9 protein-coding genes and 1 riboswitch are annotated in these 12,704 nt (G+C 35.7%); of the genes, 6 read left to right on the forward strand and 3 right to left on the reverse strand.

The genetic code is table 11. The features are described 5' to 3' along the window. Positions 1-48 precede the first annotated feature (48 nt). The 4 genes from ABE048_RS06495 (at position 49) to ABE048_RS06510 (ending at position 5,809) form a co-directional block, all read left to right on the forward strand. Positions 49-1,521 (forward strand): amino acid permease, encoded by a 1,473-nt coding sequence (locus ABE048_RS06495; RefSeq protein WP_430310021.1) that lies wholly within the window; start codon positions 49-51, stop codon positions 1,519-1,521. 238 nt (positions 1,522-1,759) lie between these two features. Beyond that, positions 1,760-1,861, forward strand: a riboswitch (purine riboswitch). 362 nt (positions 1,862-2,223) lie between these two features. Continuing rightward, positions 2,224-2,793 (forward strand): xanthine phosphoribosyltransferase, encoded by a 570-nt coding sequence (locus ABE048_RS06500; protein WP_430310023.1) that lies wholly within the window; start codon positions 2,224-2,226, stop codon positions 2,791-2,793. A gap of 14 nt (positions 2,794-2,807) precedes the next feature. Beyond that, positions 2,808-4,154: a nucleobase:cation symporter-2 family protein gene (locus ABE048_RS06505; RefSeq protein ID WP_430310025.1), complete on the forward strand. Its 1,347-nt coding sequence runs from the start codon at positions 2,808-2,810 to the stop codon at positions 4,152-4,154. A 671-nt stretch (positions 4,155-4,825) separates the two neighbouring features. Continuing rightward, complete coding sequence (locus ABE048_RS06510; protein WP_430310027.1) at positions 4,826-5,809, forward strand: bile acid:sodium symporter family protein; 984 nt, start codon at positions 4,826-4,828, stop codon at positions 5,807-5,809. Positions 5,810-5,930: 121 nt separating this feature from the next. Here ABE048_RS06510 and ABE048_RS06515 read toward each other — a convergent pair whose 3' ends face one another. Both ABE048_RS06515 and ABE048_RS06520 read right to left on the reverse strand, forming a co-directional pair. Further along, positions 5,931-6,884 carry an ATP-grasp domain-containing protein gene (locus ABE048_RS06515; RefSeq protein WP_430310029.1) on the reverse strand — a complete coding sequence of 318 codons (954 nt, stop codon included), beginning with the start codon at positions 6,882-6,884 and terminating at the stop codon, positions 5,931-5,933. After that, positions 6,885-7,949, reverse strand: a complete 1,065-nt coding sequence (locus ABE048_RS06520) for an LLM class flavin-dependent oxidoreductase (RefSeq protein ID WP_430310043.1) — start codon at positions 7,947-7,949, stop codon at positions 6,885-6,887. 372 nt (positions 7,950-8,321) lie between these two features. On the opposite strand from ABE048_RS06520, the gene sfnG reads away from it, so the two are divergent. After that, a complete protein-coding gene (gene sfnG, locus ABE048_RS06525; protein ID WP_430310031.1) occupies positions 8,322-9,398 on the forward strand; it encodes a dimethylsulfone monooxygenase SfnG in 1,077 nt (358 codons plus the stop codon). A 104-nt stretch (positions 9,399-9,502) separates the two neighbouring features. Here sfnG and ABE048_RS06530 read toward each other — a convergent pair whose 3' ends face one another. Beyond that, entirely contained in the window at positions 9,503-10,063 is a 561-nt protein-coding gene (locus ABE048_RS06530; protein WP_430310033.1) for an SLOG family protein, read from the reverse strand. Positions 10,064-10,649: 586 nt separating this feature from the next. On the opposite strand from ABE048_RS06530, the gene ABE048_RS06535 reads away from it, so the two are divergent. Beyond that, on the forward strand, positions 10,650-11,699 hold the full coding sequence (locus ABE048_RS06535) for a 2,3-butanediol dehydrogenase (protein ID WP_430310035.1): 1,050 nt from the start codon (positions 10,650-10,652) through the stop codon (positions 11,697-11,699). Positions 11,700-12,704: the final 1,005 nt, after the last annotated feature.

Below are 12,704 nucleotides of genomic sequence, written 5' to 3' on the forward strand. Positions count from 1 at the left end.
GACTTCAACCCGACCTTTCTTGCAATGAAAATGGGAAAGAGGAGAACTATGAGTACAAAAAATACAAGCTCTGGTGAACAACCGAGCTTAAATAGAGGTTTAAAAAGTCGTCATGTTACGATGATTTCACTTGGTGGCACCATCGGTACAGGTTTACTATTAGCAAGTGGTAACTCGATTGCGGCTGCAGGACCTGGTGGTGCATTACTAGCTTACGGTTTAATAGGTATCATGGTATTCTTCTTGATGACAAGTCTTGGGGAAATGGCTGCATATATGCCGGTTTCTGGTTCATTTAATACCTATGCATCTAAATTTATCGATCCAGCTTTAGGATTTGCGCTAGGTTGGAACTATTGGTATAACTGGGCTATTACCATCGCAGCAGAAATTTCAGCCGTTTCTATCGTTATGAAATATTGGTTCCCAGATACGCCTTCATTTATTTGGAGTGCAGCGTTTTTAGTAATTATTTTTGTATTGAACTACTTATCTGTTAATAGTTTCGGGGAAAGTGAATATTGGTTTGCTTTCATTAAAGTAGCTACAGTTATCATCTTCTTGATTGTCAGCTTCTTAATGATATTTGGTATTCTTGGAGGCAAAGCACCAGTTGGATTTGAAAACTTCTTTAAAGGAGATGCACCTTTCCATGGTGGTTTCTTTGCAACATTTGGTATTTTCTTGGCTGCTGGATTCTCATTCCAGGGAACAGAATTACTTGGAATTACTGCCGGGGAAACAAAAAATCCTGGTAAAACAATTCCAAAAGCAGTTCGTCAAATTTTCTGGCGAATCTTGTTATTCTATATTCTGGCGATTTTAGCTATTAGTTTGTTAATCCCTTATACAGATCCACGTCTTGCTAATAGTGATGATGTAACAGTAAGTCCATTTACTTTGGTATTTGAAAATGCAGGCGTTGCATTTGCAGCATCCATTATGAATGCTGTAATTTTAACAGCTATTTTATCAGCGGGTAACTCTGGTTTATATGCATCATCTCGTACTCTTTGGCAATTAGCGATGGAAGGTAAAGCACCTAAAATCTTTAAAAAATTAAACAAACGCGGTGTACCAGTAGCTGCACTTGTTGCAACAGTTCTAGTAGCTTGTTTATCATTTTTAGCATCATTATTTGGTACAGGTACTGTATATACTTGGTTGTTAAATGCATCAGGAATGTGTGGTTTCATCGCATGGTTAGGAATTGCGGCAAGTCATTATCGTTTCCGTAAAGCATTTGTTGCACAAGGTCATGATTTATCTGAATTACCTTATCGTTCAGGTTTCTTCCCATTCGGTCCAATCTTTGCGTTTGTATTATGTATGATTGTTGTATTAGGACAAAACTATACAGCTTTTACGGAAGATCATATTGATTGGTACGGTGTATTAGTATCCTATATTGGTTTACCAATCTTCTTAATCCTTTGGTTCGGTTACAAATGGAAACATAAAACTAAAATTGTTCGTTTAGAGGATGCAGATTTTACATCTGATCGACTAAATCACGATTAAATATAAGGCTAATCTATCTCAGGTTTAGATATCTGAAATAGATTAGCCTTTTTGTAATGATTAAACGTCGAATCAGCGTATATTTAGGGTTACTTACTTATTAATGTTCGCATAATGCCTATATTTTCTCTTATATATTTTTGAATATTCGGGTTTGGGAATTTTCTGAATTGTTTTACATTTAAATATTTTGTTGAAAATTGTCTATAGAATGCTATACTTGTAACATTCTCAAATCTAAAACAAAATATCATTCACTCATATAATAGCGAGAATATGGCTCGCAAGTTTCTACCAGTTCACCGTAAATGGGCTGACTATGAGAAGCAATATAAATAGTAATTAGCTTACTCAATTAGTATTTTATTTACTATTCCTATCGACTTTAAAGCTCGAAGGACTTTGCTCCACTCGTAGATGATTGGATGTACAAGTTCTTTGGGCTTTTTTATTTAAAAGCCGAGGTGGCTCGTTCAGACTCGACAATCATTGGAAGGCCCGAATCGAAAACATCACTTCAGTTTTCGACCGAGGGACTGTTTCAAAGAGGATAGCCTAAAAGCGCGACATCGTGTCGCAACGGCTATCGGGTACACATCCTGTGCACCCTCGAGAGTCTAGCCGCCGCAGCTGGATATTATTTAAAGGCGGAACACACAGGTAAAAAACGAAGAACACGAAACAAGAAGGGAGATCCTAAGTTTGAAAGCACTTCAGGACAAAATCGTTAGTGAAGGTAAAGTCTTATCAGGAGACGTTTTAAAAGTAGATTCATTTTTGAATCATCAAATCGATCCAAAACTCATGCAAGAAATTGGTCAAGAGTTTGCAGATCTTTATAAAGATGCAGGTTTAACAAAAATCCTTACGATTGAATCATCAGGTATCGCACCAGCAGTAATGGCTGGACTTATTTTAGGGATTCCTGTTGTTTTTGCTCGTAAACGTAAATCCGTAACATTGACAGATAATTTCTATTCTGCAGATGTTTACTCATTCACAAAGAAAATAACAAGTACAATTTCTGTTTCAAAGGATTATCTAAATAAGGATGATGTAGTATTAATCATCGATGATTTCTTAGCAAACGGAGAAGCTGCAAAAGGTTTACTTGATATTGTAAAACAAGCAGAAGCTACGACAAGTGGTATCGGCATTGTAATAGAAAAAGGTTTCCAACCTGGAGGAAAGTTCTTACGCGAACAAGGTTATCGCGTTGATTCATTAGCTATTGTTTCTTCATTAGAAAACGGAAAAGTACAATTTGCTTAGGAGGCAACTGATCGATGAACAAGGTAAAACTTGCAACACTAGGAATTCAGCATTTACTAGCAATGTATGCAGGCGCGATTTTAGTACCATTAATTATTGGTGGCGCTCTAAAATTTGATTCAACTCAGTTAACGTATTTAGTATCAATTGATATTATGATGTGCGGAATTGCTACATTATTGCAAGTTGCTCGTGGTAAAGTTTTTGGTATCGGATTACCATTAGTTCTTGGATGTACATTTACAGCTGTAACACCAATTATCGGAATTGGTACGAAATTTGGTTTAGGAGCTATTTATGGTGCAGTAATTGCATCCGGTTTAATCGTTGTTCTTATTTCAGGCTTTTTTGGAAAACTGGTGAAATTCTTCCCGCCGATTGTGACAGGTTGTGTTGTAACAGTTATAGGTATTACATTAATTCCGGTTGCAATTAATAATGCTGGTGGTGGTCTAGGTGCTCCAGATTTCGGATCTGTTGCAAACATTTCGCTTTCATTTGGAACATTAGCTGTTATTATCTTATTGTATCGTTTTACTAAAGGTTTCGTTCGTTCTATTGCTATTTTAATCGGTTTAGTGCTAGGTACTGTTGCTGCTACTTTGATGGGTATGGTAGACTTTGCACCAGTTAAAGAAGCTGCTTGGGGACAAATTGTGACACCATTCTATTTTGCAACACCTGAATTCCATGTTGTACCAATCATTACAATGACATTGGTTGCACTTGTATCACTTGTCGAATCAACAGGTTCTTACTTTGCATTAAGTAATATGACCAATACACCAATTAATGATAAAGCGCTTGCTCGTGGTTATCGTTCAGAAGGTTTAGCTTCAATCATTGGTGGTATTTTCAACTCATTCCCTTACACAGCGTTTTCTCAAAACGTTGGTTTAATGGAAATGACAGGTGTAAAAAATCGTGCTGTTATCTTTGTCACAGGGATTTTACTTGTATCATTAGGGTTCTTACCTAAAATTGCTGCATTAACGACAATTATCCCAACTGCTGTACTTGGTGGTGCCATGATTGCTATGTTCGGTATGGTTGTTTCACAAGGTATTAAAATGTTAGGTGCCGCTGTTCGTGAATCAGAAGGAAATGCGATGATTATTGCTTGCTCAATTGGTTTGGGTCTAGGTGTAACAGTCGTTCCTGACATCTTTAAGGTATTACCAGAAACTGCTCGTATTTTAACGAGTAACGGAATTGTTGCTGGTAGTGTAACGGCCATCGTATTAAATATTGTCTTCAACATGATTCCGTGGAGACGTGACACACAAATCGAATCAGAAAATGTAAAAGTGAAGGAAGAAGTGCAAGAAGCCACTTCTCAATTTACTGAAAAACATGCTTAATTATTAATCTAATTTTAGCCTCATCCAATATGGATGGGGTTTTTTCTATGAACAAAATCGAGTTTATTAGAGATAGCTATCTATAGGTAATTAAATACAAATATTAATAGTAATAATCTGTATTCTGCATGATGTGGAATTAGCTTCGCTTTCCGCGGGCGAGCGTTGAGCCTCCTCGGAAGCTAAAACATTGTGCTCCTGCATCGCTTCGCTAGCTTCGTCGCAGAAAATTCTTTTTGTGGGGCAAAAAGAATTTTTGCTTCACTGCGGGGTCTCACCTGTCTCGCTTTCCCGCAGGAGTCTGCGCTAATTCCACATCAACAAAGATAACTATACAAGATTTTTATTTATAAATTTTCATCTATTTTTACTTTTTCAGTGACTTCACAACGTTCCTACGGGGCTTTCAGTTCAAGCTTTTCTCGTAGGACTCTAAATGAACCTCACTGAAATAACATCGCTCGAAGGGAATGCGGATGTATTTTCGAGGACTCGCCGTTCTTCGCTCTACAATGAATATCATTAAATGTTCGTATATTTTATATGAATTTAGCATTATGAAATTGATTCACTTATAAATAAAATGTATATGAATATGAATGTTTTTTAAAAATAGTTTGATAATTTAAAATATTTCCATTATAATGTAAAAATTAAAGGAGGTTGTTAACATGCAGATGTTAGAAAAGATAAGTAAATTTGCTGGGAATACCTTTGCGCTTTGGGTATTGTTAGCTGCAGGCTTAGCCTTATATGCTCCAGATCAATTTACATGGATTGGACCTTATATATCATTATTACTTGGAATTGTCATGTTCGGTATGGGAATGACACTATCACTTGGAGATTTTAAATTGGTTTTAAAACAACCTAAAGGTGTGATTATCGGTGTTTTAGCACAATTCATCATCATGCCGTCTGTTGCATACTTATTGGCCAAAGGTCTTCAGTTACCTCCAGAAGTTGCAGTTGGTGTAATTTTAGTTGGGGCTTGCCCAGGGGGTACAGCTTCAAATGTTATGACATTCCTTGCAAAAGGAAATACTGCTTTATCTGTAACGATTACTTCTATTACAACATTACTAGCGCCATTATTAACTCCAGCAATTATATATTTTTTAGCTAGCGAATGGTTGAATGTTTCAGCGAGTGCTATGTTCCTATCAGTTGTTAAAATCGTATTAATTCCAATTTTCTTAGGCATTGTAGTGAAGATTATCTTCAAAAGTAAAACGGAAGTGGCTAATGGTGTTATGCCTCTTGTATCAGTAGTAGCGATTGTTGCAATTGTAGCTGCTGTTGTAAGTGGAAGTCGCGATAAAATTCTTGATACAGGCTTATTAATCTTTGCAGTTGTTATTTTACACAATGGTTTAGGTTTACTGTTCGGGTTCTTAGTAGCAAAAGTATTAAAACTAAACTACGAAGATCAAAAGGCTGTTTCTATTGAGGTTGGAATGCAAAATTCTGGCCTTGGTGCAGCATTAGCACTAGCGCACTTTAGTCCGTTAGCTGCAGTACCAAGTGCAATTTTCAGTGTATGGCATAATATCTCAGGTCCATTACTTGCATCGTATTGGGGATGGAAAGCGGATCGCCTAAAAGAGAAAGAAGAACTCGTTAAAGAAACAGTAGAAGAGGGACAAGCTTCATAAATAAACATTTACGAGCTTCAATTAAAACCATAGGTTAAATAGATTTTATTACAGGAAAATGGCTTATCAGTTGAGAAACAGCTGATAAGCCATCTTTTTTATCCGTATTTTATTGACGTTCTTAAACAAGAGTCTTTTGTCTTTCTAAAGCTTCCCCTAGATATTTTGCTAGTTCTAACATACCGTACTTGCCAGCTTTTGCTTCAGCATCGCTGTTGTAGTTAGTGTTGGTATTAATATCGTACGTATAAACAATACCATCTTCATCTTTGATAAATTCGATACCTGCAACAGTAATATTTTGAGCTTTTAAGAATTCTTCATAAGATTCGATTTGTTCTATATCTAACACTGAATTATCAACGATTTGGAATTTAGGTTTGTCTTCAACTTGCTCACCAACTGGGCAGAATAAGTCGTTGATTTGGCAAGCATCCGCTGGACATAGCTCGAAACCGTTAGAGGTATCAACTTGAACAGCATAAACGAATTTAGTACCTACGAACTCCGCGCGAGTGATGAATGATTCTGGTGATTTAATATATTGTTGGATTAATGTGATTCCATCAACGGGCTCTTCGTAAAGTGGACCATTTACATATGAATCTAAAGCCTCAATAGAGTTGAATAATTGTACACCCAGACCTTTACCGGCACGGTTATGTTTAGTGATAAATGAAGGAGCGTTTAATTTTTTTGCAGCTTCGATAATTTGTTCTTTTCCTACAACAGCGGTTGTTTTTGGTGTACGGATACCTGCTTTTTCCAGTGCTAAGTATTGATTTACTTTACTCAATTCGAGTTTAAGGGCATCAGTACCGTTGAATACTGTACGACCGTGAAATTCTAACCAAGCAAGTACTGCGTTTGATAGTTCTGGAGCAAAGCGGTGATCACGTGTATGGGATGATGCACTCATTCTGCTATAAAAAATGCCTTCTGGTGGAGCAGAATTTAAGTCAACATTCCCTTGATCTAAAAACCACTCTTCATAAGGGAGATTCAGTTCGTTTAAACGTTTTGTTAAATGGTCCGTCCATTCACTGTTTTCATGGATAATATAGATTTTTGACATTTATATAACCTCCGCTTTTTCATTTCTGAGTTGTTCAACTAATGGCATTACTTTTTCAGCAAAGATCTTCATTTCTTCAAGATGAGGTGAGAATTGAAGAATTAAAAGATTCAAGCCAACTTCTTCAAATTCAAGAATACGTTTTGCGATTTGTTCTGGTGTACCAACCAAGTTTGGACGTAAGCCACGATTAGAAACGCAATAGTCTTCTTTGCTTACTTTTACATTAAGTTGAGATTTACTCGTGAAATCTTTGTAGCCAGCATAAGCTTTACTTTCTGGGTTCATGGTGGTGATTCGTTCTAATTCAGCTTGTACTTCTTCCTTTGTATCACGGCAAACAATGAATGCAGCCATTCCGAATGTTTCAAAGTCTGGTTTACCTAGCCCTACACGGCGCTCGTTCATTTCACTAATTTTTGCTTTGATTTCTTCCAATGTGCCACCGTGCATTACATATGAGTCACATGTTTTAGCAATTGTTTGTTTACCTGTTTCAGATTCGCCGCCTGCATAAATAGGAATGTGTTTATTGTTAACAGGTTTTGGCAAAAGTACGGTATTTTCAAATTCATAAAAATCACCCTTAAATGAAGCAGGGGTTTTTGTAAATAATTCGTTTAATGCTTCTAAAAATTCTTCTGTACGTTTATAACGATCATCGTGGGCAGTAAAAGCACCGCCGTATTGGCGAGCTTCTTCTTCCCACCATGCAGATACGACGTTTAATGCTAAACGCCCATTGCTAATATTATCGATATTAGAAGCCATTTTCCCGAAAGTTTGTGGTTTGTAGTAACCTGGACGAATGGCTGTAAGGATGTTAAGTTTTTCTGTTACAGCAGCTATAGCAGCAGTAGTTGACCAAGCGTCTAATGCAGGCTCTTCAATACCTTTTATATCATTTAAGAATAACTCCGCGATTAATGTCATATCAAAGCCAAGTTTTTCAGCTGTTTGTGCAACTTCTTTAACGTATTCAAAAGTAGCAGGTGATTGTCTATACTCATCCTCGATGTTACGTAACCAACCACCATATAGAGGGGACCAATATCCATATTTCATCATTGATTTCACTGCCTTCCGACACAGGATTTTTAATAATCTGACTATTTAGTGGGATTATCGTAACATACATAAACCTAATAAACAATATAAAACTTATAAAACTTAGTTGATAAATAGGTTTTGGATTCTATGATAACGTAAACAATTAATTATACAATTTTTGGATTGTCTTTTATTATTCTCTTGAATTAAATCTAGAACCAGAAAAGGAATAATGTTTTTATTTGGTTTTTTATATCAGAAAATTATTTATTTTCAAAATTATAGTTGCTATTTGATAAAAAGATAATTATCATAAAGGTCACAATACAATCCTACTAAACAAATAGGGATTTAAGGTTAATTATTATAAAGAGGAGGAATTTATAGATGGCTTTACAATTTGCTTATTGGGCACCTAATGTGAGTGGAGGGCTTGTTGTTTCAGAATTACCACAGAAAACAGGTTGGAATTATGAAGATAATAAACGTTATGCACAGCTTGCTGAAAAAATTGGTTTCGATTACGTATTGTTACAGACTCGGTTCCTATCAAGTTATGGTGCTGAAAATCAATTAGAAGCTGCAACTCTTGCTTCAGCATTAGCTGCTTCAACTAAAAGTTTGAACATTATTACTGCTGTGCTTCCTGGTTTATGGCAACCAGCAGTATTCGCTAAGATGATGGCATCAATCGATCATATCAGTAGTGGTCGTGCATCGGTAAATGTAGTGTCTGGTTGGCTAAAAGATGAATTCTTAAGTTACGGTGAACCTTGGCTAGATCACGATGCTCGATACAAGCGTTCAGAAGAGTTCATTGAAGTGCTTAAATTACTTTGGAATGATAAATCGGCAAATTATAATGGTCAATTCTATAAATTAGAAAATGCGACTCTTGAACCGAAGCCGATTAACCCAATTACCGTATTCCAAGGTGGGGCATCACGTGCTGCAAAAGAAATGGGTGGTCGTGTATCAGATGTCTTCTTCATGAATGGTAATACGTTAGAAGGTTTCAAAGAAATTATTGAGGATGTAAAAAAATTACGTCAAGAAAACGGTCAACAACCAATTAAATTTGGTGTCAATGGATTTGCAATTGTTCGTGAAACAGAAGAAGAAGCACAACAAGTTCTTCGTGACATTGTTTTAAATGCCAATACAGAAGCAGTAAAAGGGTTCCAGAAATCAGTTGAGCAAGCGGGTAAAGCATCACCAGAAGGTAAAGGCATGTGGTCTGATGCAACACTAGAAGATCTTGTGCAATACAATGAAGGATTTAAAACAGGATTAATTGGAACGCCAGATCAAGTGGCAAAACGTATCATTGAGTTAAAGGAAATCGGAGTAGACATCGTACTAACAGGCTTCTTACATTATGAAGAAGATTTAAAGGATTTTGGTGAAAAAGTGATACCTCTTGTACGTGAAAAAGAAGCGGCATTAAATTCGGTTACTGTTTAAAACTGCCCGAAATTCAGATGTTCGAGAGGAAACAGTATATAAGGAATTTAGGTTATATTTGGGGCTATGTTTGAATCTTTTAATAAAACTGGGTAGCAACTTGTTTATTGCTCCCAGTTTTTCATTTGTTCTTCTTCAGCAACTACTTGTAAATCATAAGCATTAATTAGAAGAATTTCATAGTCATTCTTGTCTGCATATTGCTCGGCAAGTTTTTTTATATATTTTGGTGATCCCTCATTTTCCTCATCATATACAATGAGTATCCCATCTGAATTTTTGATAAAGAATTTATTTTTCTCTATAAATTGCCAAGGGGCTTCGTATGGTCGTTTTGTTAGGCTGGTCACAAAGTCAGCTTGTGCTAATATCATCTCATACTTTTCTTGCTTAGCTTCGTTCCAGTTTTTTTCTTGATCTAGAAAGGGAGTCATAACAGCATACTTTAACTCGGGATATTCTAATTGTAAATCCATCACAACTTCAGCAGCCCATGTTTCAACACCGAGTTGACCACTTAAAATAACCCATTCCAGTTGGTCTTCAATAAGTTGAATCAACCGATCTTGTAAGGCTTTTTTTATGATTGGAATACCTGGATGATTATCATTGAAGATCCCAAGTTCATGCGCTTTGTAGCCTGTGATCGCAAGTCGCTTTAGCATGTGTGCCCTCCTTTTTATTAGCTAGTATTTCCGATGTGAAAATAAAAAACCGATTTCTAGGAAACCGGTTGACTGATGTAAATATAGAAGCAGGCTTTGTAGTTGATGGATACCTTGCTAAATTAGTCCGGTTACATAAGAATTACATTATATCCTACCAATCAACAGTTTCTGCTTTCTTATTTTACAATGGCTATTTTCTGTTTACAATGGATGTTTTGTGTCAATAGGGAGAATGAATAGAGACTTTAAAGTTAATTTAGAAGTAAAAACAGCTGAATTTTTTGATTTATTTTTGGGGTTTTGGAGAGTTTCTTACTTTATTTATCAAATAAATATTAGTAGCACCTAGTAATATTACAGATATATTCAGACTAATTACCGATATTTCAATATTAAGGACTCATAGAGTGCATTTTACAAAAAAGTAAACTATACTACAACTGTACTAAAAGATTAGAAGAATAATATAGTACAATTTTTGAAAACGTTTCCGGAAACCTACTTTCAAAAGAGGCTCATTTACCTCATAGTTATTAAAATTTTTACAAGGTTAGAAATTATAATTTTCTTGGAGGGTCTAACAATGAAAGCAGCAGTTTGGTATGGCAAAGAGGACATTCGTGTTGAAGAAAAAGAGTTAAAACCTTTAAAAGATAATGAAGTAACAGTTCGTGTTGCGTGGGCAGGTATTTGTGGTAGTGACTTACATGAATATCAAGAAGGTCCTGTATTTGTTCCAGTAGAAAAAGCTGATGAATTAACAGGTGAAATTGCTCCAATTATCATGGGGCATGAATTTGCAGGTGTAATTGAGGAAGTTGGTAAAGACGTAAAAAATTATAAAGTAGGAGATCGTGTAGTTGTTAACCCTACATTAACACATGGCAATAAACCTGAAGATATTGATTGTTATGATGGTTTCAGTTTTATCGGTTTACATGGTGATGGCGGTTTCGCAAAATATGCAAATGCTCCAGAATCTAATTTATATCGTTTGTCTGAAACTTTAACACTACAAGATGGTGCTCTAGTAGAACCAACTGCCGTAGCAGTACAAGCTGTTAAAGAAGGTGACTTGCATTTTGGTGATACAGTAGCGATCTATGGTGCTGGCCCAATAGGATTACTTACAGCAATTGCAGCAAAAGCAGCTGGTGCAAGTAAGATTATCGTTCTTGACCTTTCTGAAACTCGTCTAGAAAAAGCCATAGAACTTGGTGCTACTCACATTATTAACTCTGGTAAAGTAAACGGTCCTGAGGCTGTTCGCGAAATTGTACCTGGTGGCGTAGATGTTACATTTGAAGTTGCTGGTGTTGCTCCAACATTCAAACAAGCGATTGATTCAACTCGTGCGCGCGGTACAATGGTTATTGTTTCAATCTTTGCACGCCCAATCGAATGGAACCCATTACACTTAACAAACACTGGTGTAAAAATTACTTCTACAATTGCTTATACACCAACTTCTTTCCAACAAACTATAGATTTAATGGGTACTGGGCAATTGAAACCACAAGGTATCGTAACGTCTCAAATTGTACTAGACGATATCGTAGAAAAAGGCTTCGAAGCATTAACAAACGATAAATCTCAAGCGAAAATCCTTGTTGAGCTTAGTGGGGAAAAATAAGTTTTTATAAGTTGACTATATTTTAAAATAAATAGAAAAGTTAAACCTGCAGATACGTCCATGTTTAAGGTGTATCTGCAGGTTTTCTTTTTATTAAGAGAAAATTGATTGTTCTTTTTTACAGAAGTAGGTGGTTTTACTTCATCTGATATAGTCTTTCCTTTATTATTTCAGGCGTCGTTAGTGCATAGTACTTTATAAAAACTAAGCACTGGCAAATTATCACTACTTTCATCTGGATGTTTTATAAAGAAATTCAACGGTAATTGTATGTATGTTGAAGTTAGAGGGAAGAGAAATCGCTCATTTCATTGTCTGCTTAAAGTTAGAACATTTATATAGAAGGAAATCAAATAATGTTGCTTGCTACATATGCACAAAATTAATTATTAAAGAACCAGTTAAACGAGTTGCAAAATCATCAGAAGGCTTGGTGTGAAGGTATTCATGTATTAAGTTCGCCATTAGAGTTAACGAAATTACTCTCAACAGTTTTTGATAAGGATAAGGCATGGACTAGCATGCCAGAAGTAGACAGAGGATTTTTTCAAGTGATATGGTGAGAAGTCCCAACTGCGCATTTCATGGTGAAAAGAGAATATAGAAAGTTAGTATAATAGAAGTGATTCATTTCAATACATAGACTAGGATTGAATTTATATTATTCTATTTTAAAATCATATAAAAAACTGTTGACGGATATAAATATACATGATAATATAATCAAGTCGCTAAAACAAAACGACAAAAATGATATAAATCTTACAAATGAAATAAATATTTGTTGACATCATAGGTGTTATCTGATATAATTTATGAGTCGTCTATAAGACGACGGCGATAAATTAAATCTTTTATAAAAAAGTTGTTGACAGATAATGAGAGATTTGATATTATATAAAAGTTGCTTGATAGCAACGAAATAACATGAACCTTGAAAACTGAACAAGCAAGACGTTAATCAATAAACTTTGATTACTAACTATTGTTAGTAACAAGGACAAA

The sequence above is a fragment of the Rummeliibacillus pycnus genome, assembly GCF_050459865.1.
Lineage (GTDB): Bacteria > Bacillota > Bacilli > Bacillales_A > Planococcaceae > Rummeliibacillus > Rummeliibacillus pycnus_B.